At 55.5% G+C, this 16,276-nt stretch carries 14 protein-coding genes; 3 read left to right on the top strand and 11 right to left on the bottom strand.

Annotated elements, in window-relative coordinates; genetic code table 11:
• Positions 1 to 38: 38 nt before the first annotated feature.
• On the bottom strand, positions 39 to 923 hold the full coding sequence (gene prmB, locus FHR99_RS01840; protein ID WP_183408837.1) for a 50S ribosomal protein L3 N(5)-glutamine methyltransferase: 885 nt from the start codon (positions 921 to 923) through the stop codon (positions 39 to 41).
• 142 nt (positions 924 to 1,065) lie between these two features.
• Here prmB and folE point away from each other — a divergent pair, with 142 nt between their 5' ends.
• Complete coding sequence (folE, locus tag FHR99_RS01835) at positions 1,066 to 1,614, top strand: GTP cyclohydrolase I FolE (RefSeq protein WP_343067329.1); 549 nt, start codon at positions 1,066 to 1,068, stop codon at positions 1,612 to 1,614.
• On the opposite strand, the gene FHR99_RS01830 is transcribed toward folE, so the two are convergent.
• The 7 genes from FHR99_RS01830 to FHR99_RS01800 form a co-directional block, all read right to left on the bottom strand.
• A complete protein-coding gene (locus FHR99_RS01830; RefSeq protein WP_183408835.1) occupies positions 1,611 to 2,447 on the bottom strand; it encodes an alpha/beta fold hydrolase in 837 nt (278 codons plus the stop codon). The genes folE and FHR99_RS01830 overlap by 4 nt on opposite strands.
• Positions 2,444 to 2,923: a phosphohistidine phosphatase SixA gene (gene sixA, locus FHR99_RS01825; RefSeq protein ID WP_183408834.1), complete on the bottom strand. Its 480-nt coding sequence runs from the start codon at positions 2,921 to 2,923 to the stop codon at positions 2,444 to 2,446. The genes FHR99_RS01830 and sixA overlap by 4 nt, the downstream gene beginning before the upstream one ends.
• Positions 2,923 to 3,942 carry an NAD(P)H-dependent glycerol-3-phosphate dehydrogenase gene (locus FHR99_RS01820; protein WP_183408833.1) on the bottom strand — a complete coding sequence of 340 codons (1,020 nt, stop codon included), beginning with the start codon at positions 3,940 to 3,942 and terminating at the stop codon, positions 2,923 to 2,925. The genes sixA and FHR99_RS01820 overlap by 1 nt, the downstream gene beginning before the upstream one ends.
• A gap of 142 nt (positions 3,943 to 4,084) precedes the next feature.
• Complete coding sequence (htpG, locus tag FHR99_RS01815) at positions 4,085 to 5,989, bottom strand: molecular chaperone HtpG (protein ID WP_183408832.1); 1,905 nt, start codon at positions 5,987 to 5,989, stop codon at positions 4,085 to 4,087.
• Between the two features lie 112 nt (positions 5,990 to 6,101).
• Positions 6,102 to 6,878: an SDR family oxidoreductase gene (locus FHR99_RS01810; protein ID WP_183408831.1), complete on the bottom strand. Its 777-nt coding sequence runs from the start codon at positions 6,876 to 6,878 to the stop codon at positions 6,102 to 6,104.
• Positions 6,875 to 8,344, bottom strand: coding sequence for an aldehyde dehydrogenase family protein (locus FHR99_RS01805; RefSeq protein ID WP_246386438.1), 1,470 nt, complete (start codon positions 8,342 to 8,344; stop codon positions 6,875 to 6,877). The genes FHR99_RS01810 and FHR99_RS01805 overlap by 4 nt, the downstream gene beginning before the upstream one ends.
• A 45-nt stretch (positions 8,345 to 8,389) precedes the next feature.
• Positions 8,390 to 9,253, bottom strand: a complete 864-nt coding sequence (locus FHR99_RS01800) for an NAD(P)-dependent oxidoreductase (protein WP_183408830.1) — start codon at positions 9,251 to 9,253, stop codon at positions 8,390 to 8,392.
• Between the two features lie 151 nt (positions 9,254 to 9,404).
• Here FHR99_RS01800 and FHR99_RS01795 point away from each other — a divergent pair, with 151 nt between their 5' ends.
• The gene (locus FHR99_RS01795; RefSeq protein ID WP_183408829.1) at positions 9,405 to 9,815 is read left to right on the top strand and encodes a carboxymuconolactone decarboxylase family protein; all 411 of its coding nucleotides are present in this window, start codon (positions 9,405 to 9,407) and stop codon (positions 9,813 to 9,815) included.
• Position 9,816: 1 nt separating this feature from the next.
• Complete coding sequence (locus tag FHR99_RS01790; protein WP_183408828.1) at positions 9,817 to 11,112, top strand: hypothetical protein; 1,296 nt, start codon at positions 9,817 to 9,819, stop codon at positions 11,110 to 11,112.
• A gap of 60 nt (positions 11,113 to 11,172) precedes the next feature.
• Here FHR99_RS01790 and FHR99_RS01785 read toward each other — a convergent pair whose 3' ends face one another.
• The 3 genes from FHR99_RS01785 to FHR99_RS01775 all read right to left on the bottom strand — a co-directional run bounded on the left by FHR99_RS01785 (position 11,173) and on the right by FHR99_RS01775 (position 16,276).
• The gene (locus FHR99_RS01785) at positions 11,173 to 12,927 is read right to left on the bottom strand and encodes a cholesterol oxidase substrate-binding domain-containing protein (RefSeq protein WP_183408827.1); all 1,755 of its coding nucleotides are present in this window, start codon (positions 12,925 to 12,927) and stop codon (positions 11,173 to 11,175) included.
• A 112-nt stretch (positions 12,928 to 13,039) separates the two neighbouring features.
• A complete protein-coding gene (locus tag FHR99_RS01780; RefSeq protein ID WP_183408826.1) occupies positions 13,040 to 13,639 on the bottom strand; it encodes a DUF2314 domain-containing protein in 600 nt (199 codons plus the stop codon).
• A 69-nt stretch (positions 13,640 to 13,708) separates the two neighbouring features.
• Positions 13,709 to 16,276 carry an amidohydrolase family protein gene (locus FHR99_RS01775; RefSeq protein ID WP_183408825.1) on the bottom strand — a complete coding sequence of 856 codons (2,568 nt, stop codon included), beginning with the start codon at positions 16,274 to 16,276 and terminating at the stop codon, positions 13,709 to 13,711.

Below are 16,276 nucleotides of genomic sequence, written 5' to 3'. Positions count from 1 at the left end.
TCGCAAAGGGGGAATTATACGTGAAAGCCCTGCCCTCGTCAGACGGCGGGCAGATCTTCTTTGGAAATGACAAACACGCCGTGGCCGCCCTGCTCAAACTCTACCCACGTCAAGGGTAGCTCCGGGAAGGCTTCGTCCAGCGCGCGCCCGCTGTTGCCAACTTCCACCACCAGCAGGCCACCGTCATTCAAATGCCCTGCAGCCTCTCGCAGAATACGCCGGGTAATATCGAGACCATCTTCGCCCGAGCCCAACCCCAAAGGCGGTTCAGCATGATACTCAGCCGGCATGCTCGCCAGATCCTCTGCATCCACATACGGCGGGTTGGATACGATCAGATCAAAACGCTGTTCGGCGAGGTTATCAAATACATTGGATTCAATTGCTCTCACCCGCGCCTTCACGTCATGGCGCGCAATATTGCTGTTAGCCACCTCCAGCGCATCGGGAGACAGATCACTCAAGACCACATCCGCCTCAGGGAAGGCAAAAGCGCAAGCGATGCCAATACAGCCACTACCAGTACACAGGTCGAGAATGCGCTTTGGCTCGACATCACCTAACCAAGGCTGAAAGCCCGCTTCAATCAACTCTCCCAAGGGCGAGCGCGGCACCAGCACACGTTCGTCGACCCAAAAAGGCAAACCGGCAAACCAGGCCTCTCCTACCAAATAAGCTACGGGGATTCGCTCTTGAATGCGGCGTTCAACAAGCTGCTCGACCCGTGTTTTTTCTTCGCCAGTCAGTCGGCCATCCAGCAGACGCCCGTCGAGATCGAAGGGTAATTTCAGGGCACCACAAATCAGGTACCAGGCATCGTCCTGTGCATTGTCGGTCCCGTGCCCGTAAAACAGATCGGCCTCACCAAACCGCGAGATAGTCCAGCGCAGATAATCCCTAACGGTTTCCAGTTCCCAATTCATTGCAGGTTTATCCCAAAGCGAAAGCGAGACATTTTACGCTATTTTGCAGGCCTGAAGGCGATCATCTAACTGCACGGTAATGGTCAGCCCTGTACACTTTTGCTACCATCCCCCTCCCTTTGATCAGACGTCGGACAGTACAGTGGAAAAAGCCTTTGCCGAAATCATCAAGAGCGTTGGAGAAGATCTGGAGCGGGACGGTCTTGTCGACACCCCGAAACGGGCCGCCAAAGCTTTCCAGTTTCTGACCGAAGGCTATCGCCGCAAAGTCGACGATGTCGTCAACGACGCCCTGTTTGAGTCTGACTGCAATGAAATGGTGATTGTGTCCGACATCGAGCTCTATTCCCTGTGCGAACACCATTTGCTGCCTTTTATCGGCAAAGCCCACGTTGCTTACATCCCTTCGGGCAAAGTGCTGGGACTTTCGAAAGTCGCGCGCATTGTCGACCTGTTTGCCCGCCGCCTGCAGATTCAGGAACAGCTGACCACACAGATTGCACAGACCGTTCAGGAAGTGACCAACGCCGCCGGCGTCGGTGTGATTATCGAAGCCAAGCATATGTGCATGATGATGCGCGGTGTCGAAAAACAGAACTCGGTAATGCGAACCTCAGCCATGCTCGGTGAGTTCCAGAGCAATCAGGCAACGCGTCAGGAATTCCTGTCACTTATTGCCGGCAGCCGCTAGCGCCGCAAAAACTCTCTGATCAGTGCAGCAATGTCCGCTGCACTATCTTCCATATGAAAGTGATGTCCTCCGGACAGGGTTTGACGCGTGAATTGCGGAATTAACGCCGTCAGCTCGTCTAGCTCCGGATACTGGGCATAGCCTTTTTCGGCCGCGATTAGCATCACCGGCGGTTCCAGCGCTTTGAGAAAAGCCTCGATATGGGGCTTTGACAGTTTGAAAGCTGAAGCGCCTTTCAGGCGTTGATCCGCACGCCAGATCCACCCCCCTTGCGCAGCCTTGGCGCCACGCTCGGCCAGGACCCGGCTGGCAGCCTCACTCATGCCGGTGGTTTTGCGCCTAAGTTCAATCAGCTCTTCGAGCGTCGAGTAGACTTTATTGGGCTTGTTTGCCAGCAATCTAGCATCTCGCAGAAAATCCCCAAGTTGCTTCGGGGAATCCTCCAGTTCGACCGCACCCGGCACCAGCCCGTCCAGACAAATCAGACGCTGAACTCGCTCCGGGCAACTTGCTGCCAGCAGCATGGACATCATGGCGCCACGGGAGTGGCCCAGCAGGTTGATGTGATCCCACCCCATCTGATCCGCAACTGCCAGCAGCACCGGCAGATCGTCCCAAATGTTGTAGGTGGCGTGCGGGGGGCGATCGTCACTTAGCGCATTGCCCGGCATATCCAGCGCCAGTAGTGTCAGCCCCGATTCTCCAAGCGCATCAAAACTGGCCGCGTTATCCAGCCAGCCGTGTACGGCCAACAAAGGTTCCGTATTTCCCTGCCACCAGCGGGCGTGGATTTTGAGGCCATCGATACCAAAGATTTTTTCTTCGGCAGTCACTGACAACTCGCTATCTGGGAATAGTCGGGGGCATGCCGCAACCAACGCAAGCGGCCGGCATCGCGACAAACAACAGGCAATTCGATCAATGCAAGGCTGGCCGGTGCCATAACTTCGCGCATATCATCACCGCAAAACCAGGAAATGCTATTGCTAAAAAGGGGGTTGTGACCAATCAATAGCAGGCGCTCTACACCGGCATCGTCAATGGCCTGTTCCAGTTTTTGCAGCGAACTATCGGGCGTGAGTGAAGGATGATTTTTGCGCGACACGCCGGAATAGCACCCCAAGAATTCGGCGGCCGTCTGCTGCGCCCGGCGATAGGGGCTGACCAATATAAGATTCGGCTGCCAATGCTCAGAGAGCCAGCGCGCGGCCGCGCGTGCATGAGCTTCCCCCGCCGGGGTCAGCGATCGTTCGGCATCCGTAGCGGCTTCCCAGGAGGCTTCCCCATGGCGAACAAAGACACATTCCATCAGCGCAGACTGAAATCCACATCGCGCGTCTGATCGGCACTCATCATGGTCGACACGACTTCATCCAAAGATTGGCCATTGTAGATAATGCCGTACAAACCACGCACCAGAGGCATGTGCACATCCAGCTCCTCGGCCTGAGCATAGAGCAACTTCAGGGTATTCACACCTTCAGCAACCTGCCCCAGCTCTTCAACAACCGCGTCCAGATCCTTGCCCTGCCCCAGTGAGTAGCCAACGCGATAGTTGCGACTCAGTGGCGACGTACAGGTGACAAACAAGTCACCAACACCACCGAGGCCCATAAAGGTCATTGGATCGGCGCCTTTTTTCACCGCAAAGCGACACATCTCAGCCAGCGACCGGGTGATCAACACACTTTGCGTATTACTTCCCACCCCGATCGCTGCCGCAATACCGGAGCAGATGGCGTAGACATTTTTAAGCGCGCCGCACAGTTCCAGTCCGAATATATCCTCACCTGCGTAAACGCGAAAATAGCTGCACTGCAGGAGCCCTTGAATGGTTTCAGTCACATTCGTATCTTGGCTGGCGATAACCGTTGCTGTGATTTGGCGTTCGGCCAGCTCCTTGGCCAGATTTGGACCACTCATGACACCCAGACGGGCGTAGGGAATTTCCTCGTGAATGACCTGACTCATCAACTTGAAGCCATCGGCTTCAATGCCCTTGGTGGTACTGATCAGAATACAGTCTTTGCTGAGCAGGCCGGCCAGTGTGCGGGAAACCTCCCGGCAGGATTTACTGGGCACCGCCATAAAGACCACTTCGGCAGACTGCACGGCCTCGGCGAGATCCGTCGTCGCCTTCAATGAAGGGTTTAGCTGGATACCGGGCAAGTAGGTTTCGTTGACATGGCGCTGGTTGATTTCGTCAGCGCGCTCCTCGCTGCGCAGCCATAAATGCACATCATGGCCGTTATCGGCAACGATGTTGGCGATGGCTGTACCGAAACTGCCGCCGCCCAGGATGGCAACGCGATAGGACTTCTCGGACATGGATTATTCTTTACTCTGCCGCTGTGGCAGGCAGTCTACCACAGAGAAATGGGGGATTGGTTTGCAGGAAAAAAAGGCTAGCAGACGCTCACCTGCGAGCCTTTTTTCATAGCGGGACTATATGCTTACCGGAACAGCATGCTTAGCGGGACATTTCCAGCAGCAGTTTGTTCAGCTTGCGGATGTAGGCACTGGGATCTTCAATATCCGCGCCCTCCGCCAGGTGGGCCTGATCGAACAGAATCTCCACCAGATCGCCAAAGCGGTCTTCATCGGCCTCCTTATCAAGCTTTTGCACCAGCGGGTGCTCTGGATTCAGCTCGAAAATGGGCTTGCTGTCCGGCACGTCCTGACCGGCCTGCTCCAGAATGCGCTTCATCTGCATACCGATATCGTAGTCACCGACAACCAGACAGGCGGGAGAGTCTGTCAGACGGTTGGTTACACGCACTTCCTGTACCTTGCCTTCCAAAATGCCCTGCACACGCTCGACCAGATCCTTGTGCTCTTTGGCCAGCTTTTCTTTCTGCTTCTTGTCTTCCTCGGCATCCAGTTCGCCCAGATCCAGCTCGCCGCGGCCGACATCCTTTAACTGCTTACCGTCGTACTCGCCCAGCTGATTCATCAGCCAGTCGTCAACGCGGTCTGACAGCAGCAGTACCTCAATGCCCTTCTTGCGGAAAACTTCCAGGTGCGGGCTGTTGCTGGCCATGGCGTGGGATTCACCCACCACGTAGAAGATCTCTTTCTGGCCCTCTTTCATACGGGCGATATAGTCATCCAGCGAGTGGGTCTGCTCGGCCTTGTTGTCATGGCTGGTGGCAAAGCGCAGCAGCTTGGCGATTTTCTCGCGGTTGGCGAAGTCCTCTGCCGGACCTTCTTTTAACACCTGCCCGAAGGTTTTCCAGAAAGTCTGGTACTTCTCGGTGTCTTTCTTGGCCAGTTTCTCCAGCATGTCGAGCACGCGCTTGGTCAGCGCGGACTTCATGGAATCGACATTCGGGTCTTTCTGCAGAATTTCGCGGGAGACGTTCAGGGACAGGTCGTTGGAATCCACCACACCTTTCACAAAGCGCAGGTAGAGCGGCAGGAACTGCTCGGCCTCATCCATGATAAAAGTGCGCTGTACGTAGAGTTTCACACCGCGGTTGGCATCGCGGTTCCACATGTCAAAGGGCGCTTTTTCCGGGATATACAGAAGGCTGGCGTATTCCAGCTTGCCTTCCACCTTGTTATGGCTCCAGGTGAGCGGCTCATTGAAGTCATGAGAGATGTGCTTGTAGAACTCGATGTACTCTTCATCTTTCACTTCGGTGCGATTGCGCACCCACAGGGCCTTGGCCTCGTTGATGGTTTCGAACTCGGGCAGCGCACCTTCCTTGATTTCCTCCTCGCTCTGGGACTTGTACATCATCACCGGCAGCGAGATGTGATCGGAGTACTTTTTGATCACTGAACGCACGCGCCAGTCATCGGCAAAATCCAGCGAATCGTCGCGCAAATGGAGCACCACCTGAGTGCCGCGCTCAGCGCGCTCAACCGGCTCAATGGAGAAGTCCGCTTCGCCGGTGGATTCCCAGTGAACCGCCTCGTTGGCAGGCAGGCCGGCGCGACGGGTAAAGACTTCCACCCGGTCGGCGACGATAAAGGCGGAATAGAAACCCACCCCGAACTGACCGATCAGCTGGGCGTCTTTTTTCTTGTCGCCAGTGAGGTTTTTCAGGTACTCCGCGGTGCCGGAACGGGCGATGGTACCGAGGTTTTGAATCACCTCGTCTTTTGACATACCGATACCGTTATCGGTAATGGTGATGGTCTTGGTGTCTTTGTTGGTGACCACGGTGATCTTGAGGTCCGGGTCCTCTTCCAGCAGCTCAGGCGCTTCCAGCGATTCAAAACGCAGTTTATCCGCGGCATCCGAGGCGTTGGAGATAAGCTCGCGCAGGAAGATCTCCTTGTTGCTGTACAAGGAGTGGATCATCAGTTTCAGGAGTTGCTTGGCTTCCGTCTGGAAGCCCATGGTTTCCTTTTCAGCAGTGGCAGACATGGCGCCCTCAATCGATGTTATGGAGTAAAAATCGGATTAAGGGGGATATGGGGGCAGGATTAAGGGTTTCAAGGGCCAAATTAGCGGCTTTGCGTCGCCACCTGAACGCCAGTCACAGGCGGAACTTTTCAGTCAGACGATTGGGCCGGATTTCTAGCTCGTCCACCGACACGCCGGGGTCCATCCCCACGCAGAAAGCCACGGCCTCGGCCACATGGCGGGGCTCCATACCCTCGTCCATATAGCCCCCACAGCGCTTGTGCCAGAGGTCCATGCCGGCTTTTATCCTGTCGAAATCCCAACCGCTGGCAAATTCTGTCATCGCCGCACCGGGCCGCAGGATGGTGACGCCGATGTTCTTTTCCTGCATCTCACGGCGCAGATCCCGAGTCAGCCGCTCAACCGCCGCCTTACTGGCCGCATAGAGCGACAGGCTCAACATCTCGTCATGATGCTCGGCGCTGGCCGAGCTGATATTGATAATGCGCGGATTGGGGGAATCCTGCAGCAGCGGAATGGCCGCCCGGCAGGCGTAGATCACACCGGCGATATTGATATCAAGCTGGGTGCGGACTTCCTCGTCGGTATAGTTCTCCACCAACCCCGGCTTGGCCACGCCAGCATTATTGATCAGCCCATCCAGTCTGCCAAAGTGACGGGCTACGCCGGCAATAGCCTCTGCGACCGCTGCCGAATCCGTAACGTCGGCGCTGAAGGCCTTCGCCTTGCCTGGCCCGAGTTCGTTCACGGCATCCGCCAATCGCGCCTCATCCCGCGCCAGCAGACCAACGTTCGCGCCCTTATCAATTAGCGCCTTGGCAATCGCGAGGCCAAAACCCCGCGACGCCCCGGTTACGACGTAGACATGGTTTTCAATCGACTGACTCATACCGCAATGGCCACCGTCTTGGTTTCAAGATATTCCTCAAAGCCTTCCGGCCCCATTTCCCGGCCCACACCACTTTGCTTGTAGCCACCGAAAGGCGCATCGGGCCCGAGGAAGTTGCCGCCGTTTACGTTCATGGTGCCGGTACGCACCTTGCGGGCAAAGTTCAGGGCGCGCTCTTCACTGGCCGAGTAAACCGCCCCCGACAGACCGTAGATAGAGTCGTTGGCGATACGCAGTGCATCGGCTTCATCTTCGTAGGCAATGACTGACAGTACCGGCCCGAATATCTCTTCCTGAGCGATGGTCATACTGTTATCTACATCGACAAACACGGTTGGCTCTACGTAATACCCCTTTTCCAAGTGAGCGGGGCGACCACCACCTATGAGTAAGCGAGCGCCCTCCTCCTTGCCTTTCTCGATATACGCCAACACCCGCGCACGCTGTTTAGCGTTGATGAGCGGCCCCATCATATCGGCTTCGCTCTCGGGATCACCATAACCGAGCATTCCGATGTAAGACTTCAGGATTTCTTCCGCTTCCGCTTGTTTGGATTTGGGTATCAGCAGCCGAGTGGTAATCGCGCAGCCCTGGCCCGCGTTGGCCCCAATGGAGAACACACCAAACAGGGAGCTCGCCAGATCCGCATCGTCAAGAATGACCATGGCGGATTTGCCGCCCAGCTCCAGAAATACCCGCTTAACCGTATCTGCCGCGTTTTTCATAATGTGTTTACCGACGGCGGTTGAACCGGTAAAGGACACCACATCAACGCGCGGGTCGGTGGTTAGAAAGTTACCAATTTCCGCAGGGTCCGAGGCTGTCAGCACATTAAACACCCCGGCAGGCAGTCCCGCCTCTTTGGCGTAACGCCCCAGTAATGTCGCGGTCCAGGGCGTATCCGGAGCCGCTTTCAACACGACCGTACAGCCTGCGGCGAGCGCCGGCATACACTTGGCGAGATTAATCTGAATCGGGAAGTTCCAGGGCGTGATCGCCGCCACAACTCCTGCGGCCTCCTTCCAGACAAGGCGCTTACTCTTGATGCCCATCACCTCGAATTCGCCGATACCACGCTCCCACTGGAAATTTTCAAGAAAGTCCAAGGGCCAACTGGCCATCGAAACCGGGCCATCACACTGGGGGCCGAGCGCAAAGCAACGAGTTGCACCCACTTCGCGCTGGGAGGCCTGACGCAGCTCTTCAATATTGTCCTGCATGACCTTCACAAACCGGCGCAGCACCTTCAAACGCAGTGCGTGATTAGATGACCAATCGGTGTTGTCGAAGGCATTGCGCGCCGCGGCGAGCGCGTTCTCAGCGTCGTTCAAACTGGCATCCGGACCGACACCAATCACTTCTTCGGTAGCCGGGTTAATATTGTCGTAGACGCGACCACCCTCCGCATCAACCAGTTCACCGTTGATGTACAAGCGCTCCTCACCAAAACTCGGTTGTGACATCATTCCCTTCCTTATTCGATTATTAAATTCGAGGTTAGCCGTGACCTTTTAACCCTGACCTTTTAAGAAGGTCTGGCGAATATGCTCGCGCACGGTTTTGGTGGCCGGAAGGTCAAGCTGCAGGTCTTTGCAAAGCCCCAGAGCATGATCCAGATCCTTTTCCCCCAAACCGGCAAAGGGGCCAAAAAATTCCAGCATCTGCTCTTCGGTGCACCCGGCCAGCAGGCCCTCGCGCCCGGTAATAAATTGTTTCCCGGAGGGGGTAATGACGCCGTTGATCTCGCCAACGGCGTACAAGTCTTCAGGGTTCAGCCCGGATTTCTTGACCAGTGCGACCGCTTCACTGACCGCGGTAAATGCGGCGTAGGTAATTACGTTGTTGGCTAACTTAAGAACAATCCCGGAGCCAACATCACCACCGCGCACAACGCGCTTGGAGGTCGCCTCCAGCATAGGCAGCGCGCGCTCGAGAACAGCCTCGCTGGCCCCCACCATGATGCACAGGGTTCCTTCCGCGGCACCGGACGCACCACCGGTAATTGGCGCATCGATAATATGGATATCCTTGCCCGCACCATCACTTGCCCAACGCAACATGTTGGTTTTGGTCACCGTGCTGTGAATGGCAATAATCGTGCCCGGACGCGCATGCTCCAGCATGCCTTGATCGCCATAGAGGATACTGTCGACATCATTATCGTCGCGCACACAAACCCCAACCAGATCACAACGCTCGACAATTTCTCGCACCGAATTTGCCTTGGTCGCTCCAAGCTCAACCATTTCCGCAACTGGATCCGGCATAACGTCATAGACCGTGACCGCGATGTCCCTGCTCGCGCCATTTTTAATCAGGGTGCTACACATGGGCTTACCGATATTACCCAAACCGATGTAACCGACTTGAATCATGGAGAGTATCCTTATCGAGACGTGAGGAATCAGATTCGTGTTATACCTTCACGCTACCACACGCACTTTATTTTAGTAAATATTTATTTTGCTTTATTGTTAATACCTGTTACCTTTATTCCGGTCATTTCTTCTGAATGGGGCATCCATCATGAGCGATAAAAAGAAAGAGATCACCTTTGACTACGACAAAGGTGCCGCCCAAATGAACGATATTTACTGTGGCATCGTACCGCCCGGCCCCAAAGGTGCAGGCCGTTTTACCGACCTGATGATTCCCTATCTCTTTGGCGAGCTATGGAACGAAGAAATCCTTTCTATTCGAGATCGCCGCTTATTCACCATGGGCATTATTGCCGCGATGGGCGAATACGATGTCTTTACCATTCAAGCCATGGCGGCACTAAAGCGCGAGGAATTGACCGCCGAGCAGTTGTCCGAGCTGGCCACTCATGCGGCGCCCTACGCTGGCTACCCCCGCTCCGGCGGTTTGCTGAACGCCGTTTCCAATGCCATCAACGCGATCAACGCGATCAACAACGAAAAAAAGAACGAGAAATGATATGGCGTCGAACTACCGTGGAACCCATCGGCCCGATTTCTGCCTGACGGATCTCGATCACTCAACCCTTGCCTGGTATGGCCGCGAAGTCATGCTGGCCAACCACATACACGACCGTGCCATCATGCCGCAGCTGGCACTCAACTACGGAATGGCCGCGCAAACCCAGGCGGCCTGCGACGAGTGGATGGGCTCCAGCCCCATTTATAACTACCGCAACCGCAAGCTGCTTAATATTGGTGGCGATGATGTAGAAACCATTCTGAAAGCCTTTCAGTTTGATATTGGTGCACCCCACACCTTTCTGCAGTTCCACTTCTCGCTGCAGTCGCCCACCGAGGGGCAGTTCTGGTTGCCCTACTGCGGTGCCTACAACCATGTGCGCCGCATTACCAATGCCGACCCGAAATCGGAAACCCAAATCTGCCACCACATGGAAGACCCCACCTTTGACGCCACCGCAATGACCGTCAATCAACGCGCGCGTTGTCGGCCGGTGTTTCGCCCGCCCCACGGTGAAGTGCCCGCCGAAGGCCCCTGTCGTTGGCAAGTTTTTATCGGTGACGATTTAATACTGGCAGAAGAATGCGAGGTGTTGCCGCAGGTAAAACAATCCCGCGCCGCCAATTTTGAGTTCGCCCCCCTATCGCCCGCTGGCGAGGGTTTGACCGACTACAGCGGGCCATTAAAACCGGATTTTCGGCTCGAGGATTTGGAACACTCGACACTGGCCCGACAGTGCAAGGAATTTTCACTGGATGTGCACCTGTTGCAACGCGCCTGTTATACCTCGGTTATACGCGATCACGGCGAAGACGCCGCCTGGTCGATGACAGAAGAACAATGGCGCGCCATGGCGCCCGTCTATATTCATCGGCTGCGCCGCGTGCTTGGCATTGAAAGCGACCAAATCGATGACATCCTGACGCTCCTGCAGTTCGACCCCTACCTGCCTCAGGAATACCTGAAGTTCGGCAGCGCTAAAGTGAGTGACAAGCACGGTCGATTCTGGATCGAAGACTGTGAAGCCGCAAAGGATAAACCGCTCGGTGTATTGGGGCTGCTCTTTAAAAAACCCGATGTTGGCCTTTCAGCACCGGTGGCTGCCATCAATGGCAAAGCGATCTGCCGGCCGGCACCGGACTGCCCCGAGGCTAAAGGCAAGTCGATACTGGCTTGGGACATTCTTATCGATGATGCGCACGAGGCTCCCAAGCCGTCCGACTATACCGAGCTTGTTGCCGGCGCAGATCTGTGGGATCACGACGCTAGCGAACATACCTATTCTTACGCGTGAGCATTACTCGCGAGCTGACAGCTCTAAAACGAAAAACCGGGCACTAGGCCCGGTTTCACTTTATCTTCTCTGCAATAACTGATCGAGAAAGTCGTTACTGAAAACCCGCTGCGGGTCGAGCTTGTCGAGTTGCTTCACCGCACTATTCCAACCCGCGTTTTGGGGCCTGCCCACGGTGTGGCTGCCGGGAACTGTTGACGCGATATAGTTCGCGTCCGTCCAGGCAGCTTCCGGTCGGTAGGCCCAACCTTTAGACCACTCGGGTCGGACCAGCGCATCTTCGCCATCGAAATGACTGTGCAACCAGTGCTCCATTTCGGCGTTAAACGCTTCGGACATCTCGGTACCGACAAAGCTCAGACAGTCAAACCAGACCGCCACATCCCATTCCGGATGTGATTCAACGGGGCGAACCGCTGATAGCGTCGGTGCTTCAGCGCGATCCGCTTCAATCTCGTCAGGCTGATCAAGGCCGGTGACACGAATTTCAACGGGCATATTGATTGGATATTCACCCATAGATTCATAGGCGGCGATCATATCCTTGAACTTCTCGGTAAAGTCGTAGATAACGCGCTGCACGTTGTCTCGACGGGTAAGCACGGCGTAACCGCTGGCCTCGATGCGCAGTGTCGTCGGTTTAATGTAGAGCAAAACATTTTTTGAATCGCCCCAGATATCCGCCGACTGCGACGTCGCCAGACCGGCCTTGGACACGTTGTACATCATTTGCCCAAACAGTGGCGTTGACTCTTTATTCCCCTGCGTCAACGAACGGGCCATTTCCTCAATTTCGTCCGGCATATTGTCGGAGAAGGGATAGTTGTAGGGCTCAGTAACCTCACGCGACATCAGGGGCTTGGTCGGCGCGACGCTCCACACCTTCAGCCAGGGCTTGTCGGTAAACGGAAACCAGATAACCTCCATTCGCCCGGCCTGATCCAGATAATGCGCTACTGTGCGACCGTTAGTTTCCGGCGGCCCCAGCAATTCATCAATATGAATATCCATAAAGCTCTGGCAGCGGAGTTTTTGATTCTCGCCCAGCTGCAGGACCGCCTCGACAATCAGCGTCCGACCGAGGCTAGTCATAACCGCTGCGGCTTCGCGATCACTGCGATTAATGGTCTGCAGAGTATAGGCGTTGGCATGCTTGTCCCACGCCACCACCGTAACTTCCAGCACAAGATTCGATAACGAACCATAGCTATGACCGTGCTCTCTGACCTCACCAATGGCCGGAACAGCGGTGCCGTGCGCATCGACCGCCAGCACACCGCCCACAGTCACATCACCGGGCGCGGGGACAGCCGTCATGCCCAGATTATGGGCTTCAACAAAACCCAGCAGATCTTCCATGTAGACGCCGGCCTGAGCTCGCACTGCCGGAACTGAGCGCCCGTAGTCCATGGCGATATTTGCCAGGTAATCTGTTGTGCTCAACAAAATAACCGGCGTGTCGCAGCTCATGTCTGGTGTTACGTGAATCGGTGACCAGTTGTGCATGGCACCGCGTGGGCGTACCTGCCAGCCCTGAGCGGCTGCCCAGTTCACCAGATCAACGCAATCCTGAGCGGAGCGCGGTGCGCAGGTCCAAAGTGAATCAATCACTATACCTTTCGACCAGTTCTCGAAGCCTTGCCGGAACACATCCAGATGCGCAGGCAGATTGGGCGGCGGCACACATTCACCGGCCTCAGCGACCCCGACGCGGAATGCAGGAATCCACGCGGCAGTAGAGAACACAGCAGAGTTTTTGAGAAAACGACGACGGGACAACTCAGGCTGTGCCTGAGAGGACTTTTCGGACGACATGGAACCCCTTCAACTTGCTAGTTTTGTTTTTAGTTATGCGTTCTGTTCTTGTTATACGTACTGTTAACGGAAAATGTAAACAATCTGTATCAAAAAAGCGACAGGAAATTTCCTAAGGATTAAGAAGCGCGTTGCCGTCCACAAATTTTGACAGCTCCAAGCGCAGGCCGCGGGGAATATAGCCCTCCTGACGTTGGTATTTTTCTGCGTAGGCGACATGGGTAAAGCCGCCTTCGATACGGCCAGAGAGATCCGCCAGCAACCAGTCTTCAACCTGATCAACAGGCACTGACTCCGGTGTGCTGACATTGGGGTTGACCGAGCGCGGCTTCAATAACAGGAGGTTGCCCTCCTGACGCTGCACATTGGCCCAGATACGTTGCTGAGAACCAAACTTGGTTTCGACCGCGATACGCACCGCGCCTTTGCGATCAGAGCGCGCAATGCCTTCACAAAAACGCTCTATTGATGCCTGAGCACGTTCCGTTGCCAACTGCATTTCAGGCTCGTCAACCGAGATTTGAATGGGCGGATAGCGAGTCGGCATCATGGGCTGCCAGCACCAGTACAGCAGCATGACGCCGAGGATCAGAAAGCCAAGGGTACTGGGGACGCCAAGCACAAACAGGGTGTAAATACCCGACGGCAACAGCGCGAGACCAAAGACAAAGCCGGCCCCGCCCAGAATCCGATTCCGCAACTCTCTATTCATCTGTTACCCCACCCTTTTGACAGCGGTGGATTGTAGCAGGAGTTTCACACTCACCGTGTGCAGTCTGGCTCACTCCTCCTTAGCCTTGAAACTTTCAACGGTTTCCCACATCCGCAGATAAGCCTCAGCTGAGCGGAAGAAAATATCCAGCGCTTTGGAGGTATCCTTGCAGTCCTCGCCCTCTGCGCACTGACCGAAGGCTTCTGCATCGGCGATGTAATCCGGGTACAGACCGTAGTGAGCAACACCGCGACCATCGTACAAATCAAATACCCGGTCGCCGGTGACCTGACGTATGAACCGAATGCGCCCATCATAGGACAGGAAGCCGTTGTCGTAATCTATCTTCCCGTCTGTTACTGCAGCACCTTCGGTCGGCGGCGCTGGCAACTGAGCAATGCCGTTTACATCCGAGGCAATACCGCCGCCCATGAATTCCACATTGTCGTAGCGAGCCGCCATACCGCGCAGTCGGCTCAGCCACTGGTCGCGACCACCGCGCGCAAAGCGTCCGATAAAGCCCTTGTTATCCGCCATCCGGTTCAGCAGGTATTCCGAGTTGGTCCAATCGTGAGAACTGATCACTGGATAAACTTCGCCCTGATCGTTCTTGATCTTCTCCAAGTGGTCGAGCGCCTGTACCGCCGCGCGGCGACTAATGTGATCCAGGTCAATCAGCATATTGCGCTTTACAAGCTCGTCGAGCAGAAATAATCCCAGAGGCGTGAGGCCGCGGATATTACACAAATGGCCAGTGCCAGTGCGTGGATCTGGCTCCTGCCCGGAGGGAGGCAGCTGATTGGCCAGATATTCAAAGTTATGAAGCAAGTATTCATAAATGCCAACAGGATTCTTGCGTGGATCGTTGGGATTTTCCTCTAACCCGCTGTCATCGGATTCGCTGTCGTGATCACACTCCTCCACTTCCAGCGGGTGCCCCGTCTCCGCCTGGTTGCCCGCAGACAGTATCGGCCCCAGCGCAAAGCCCGAGTGTGGCAGATGCCCACCAAAGGCATTATCAAATTTATGTACCGGGAATATCAGGCGTATGCCGAGTTTATAAACCTCATCCAGACGCTTCTGAATCTGGGCTCGGGTGCATTCGGCCTGATCGAGAAACTCACCGCAGTTAAGCACCTTGGATAATTCGATTCCCAGCACAACCGCCATCTTTCCATCATCAATCACCTTGCGCGCCTCGGCAGGAGAGGTCACCACGCGGAACCAGCCCTTACCCGGCCCGCCGGATTGCATGTCGATGTAATCCTGCAACTCGTAGGTGCGCGTCGCCTGCAAGCGGACGTTCGCCATTCCGTCACAATCATTTTTCTTTTGCGGCACGATCTGACAGAGAATTTCATTATGGGTGATCAGATTGACCAGAATCTTCTGACCACCCAGAAAGGCCCGTTCCATCCAGCGATAGTAGGTTTGATGATGCTGCAGGGAATCATGTCGCGGCCAGTCACTGTAGTCCGGCCAACCTCGGGTCTGGTGACCTTCAAATGCATCCGAGGTCGCCATTTCTACCGTGCCAGTAGAACCCATCGGGCCGTGGTTTTCCTCGCAATCATGCAGCGCGTGATCAACCCCGAACTTATGGTGGGTTGAACCGTAATTAATACGGCCACCAATAAACTCGTAGGCGGTAATATGGGCGTGATCATCCACCCAACCGTAAACATCTTTGCGTCCGGAGCCGTCCCAGTAAATACGTGGTCCCTGCCCCGGGTTAACCCGCTCCGCATTCAGTTCCGCTTCCGGATAAGCCTGACAGTTTTCAACCAGCTCGAGTTCAAACAGGTTGCCGGTGTCGGCTTCGCTGGCCAGAGCCGGCACACCATTATCATCGACAACGAGATACTGCCCCGTTACCTGAGAGCGCAAAGTAAAGTGCTTGCCGTCAGGATCAACCTTTTCCAGTTCCCAAACCGCAAGATCAGACGCCTTTTCGACTTTACCAAGGGTTGGGCTACTCACCGCATCGGCCAAATCATCCTGACCATCCGCTAGCGCATCGCCCCCCGCTCGCAGACCATCGCCCACCTGACTACTGTTGTCGCCAATCCGATCGGCGTTTTCATCACCAGCGCGATCCTCGTTAATGATGCGACCGGCGTTGGTGAAAAACTCGGACAGATCGCCGACACCGGCAATAACCGCACTCGGCTCACCGACAAAGTTTCCATCTGGATCGAGAAATTCGCGATTGGGGTCACTGATCCCGAGCAGGGTCTTTATACCCATACTTGGATTAGTCGCCATCTTTTCCGCCATCAGACGAACAGCTTCCCGTTCATACCCGGAAAGCAAAAGGTAATCTGCCGACGCCGCCTGCTTTTCGCTTTCCGGGCGAAAAGTACCGGTCGGTTTAAAGTAGAAGGTATAGGGCTCCACCTCGGCTGGCAGTACCGGCGAAGCCGCGTAGCCCTCGTCAATCTCTCCTAGAAAGCCAGCATTCGTTGAGCGCAAGGTTACGCAGCGGTTGGCCGGCGAAAACACGGTCAGACGCTTGTCAGCTGGTACGTCAACGGGGGTTGCAACAGGTGCCGGGCTGGACGAAGAACTGTCGTTGCACGCGCTCAAAAACAGACTACTGGCCACCGCAGCGGCGAGAAGTGGAAATCGGAACTGCAT

Origin of the sequence: Litorivivens lipolytica, assembly GCF_014191715.1 — a bacterium.
Classification (GTDB): Bacteria; Pseudomonadota; Gammaproteobacteria; order Pseudomonadales; family Spongiibacteraceae; genus Litorivivens; species Litorivivens lipolytica.
This window is presented reverse-complemented; position numbering and strand designations above follow the sequence as displayed.

Coding starts and splice junctions, on each gene's coding strand:
- FHR99_RS01790 (WP_183408828.1), top strand. CDS start 9,817: ATGGCGTCGAACTACCGTGGAACCCATCGGCCCGATTTCTGCCTGACG.
- FHR99_RS01810 (WP_183408831.1), bottom strand. CDS start 6,878: ATGAGTCAGTCGATTGAAAACCATGTCTACGTCGTAACCGGGGCGTCG.
- FHR99_RS01795 (WP_183408829.1), top strand. CDS start 9,405: ATGAGCGATAAAAAGAAAGAGATCACCTTTGACTACGACAAAGGTGCC.
- htpG (WP_183408832.1), bottom strand. CDS start 5,989: ATGTCTGCCACTGCTGAAAAGGAAACCATGGGCTTCCAGACGGAAGCC.
- FHR99_RS01775 (WP_183408825.1), bottom strand. CDS start 16,276: ATGCAGTTCCGATTTCCACTTCTCGCCGCTGCGGTGGCCAGTAGTCTG.
- FHR99_RS01785 (WP_183408827.1), bottom strand. CDS start 12,927: ATGTCGTCCGAAAAGTCCTCTCAGGCACAGCCTGAGTTGTCCCGTCGT.
- FHR99_RS01805 (WP_246386438.1), bottom strand. CDS start 8,344: ATGATGTCACAACCGAGTTTTGGTGAGGAGCGCTTGTACATCAACGGT.
- prmB (WP_183408837.1), bottom strand. CDS start 923: ATGAATTGGGAACTGGAAACCGTTAGGGATTATCTGCGCTGGACTATC.
- FHR99_RS01800 (WP_183408830.1), bottom strand. CDS start 9,253: ATGATTCAAGTCGGTTACATCGGTTTGGGTAATATCGGTAAGCCCATG.
- FHR99_RS01780 (WP_183408826.1), bottom strand. CDS start 13,639: ATGAATAGAGAGTTGCGGAATCGGATTCTGGGCGGGGCCGGCTTTGTC.
- sixA (WP_183408834.1), bottom strand. CDS start 2,923: ATGGAATGTGTCTTTGTTCGCCATGGGGAAGCCTCCTGGGAAGCCGCT.
- FHR99_RS01820 (WP_183408833.1), bottom strand. CDS start 3,942: ATGTCCGAGAAGTCCTATCGCGTTGCCATCCTGGGCGGCGGCAGTTTC.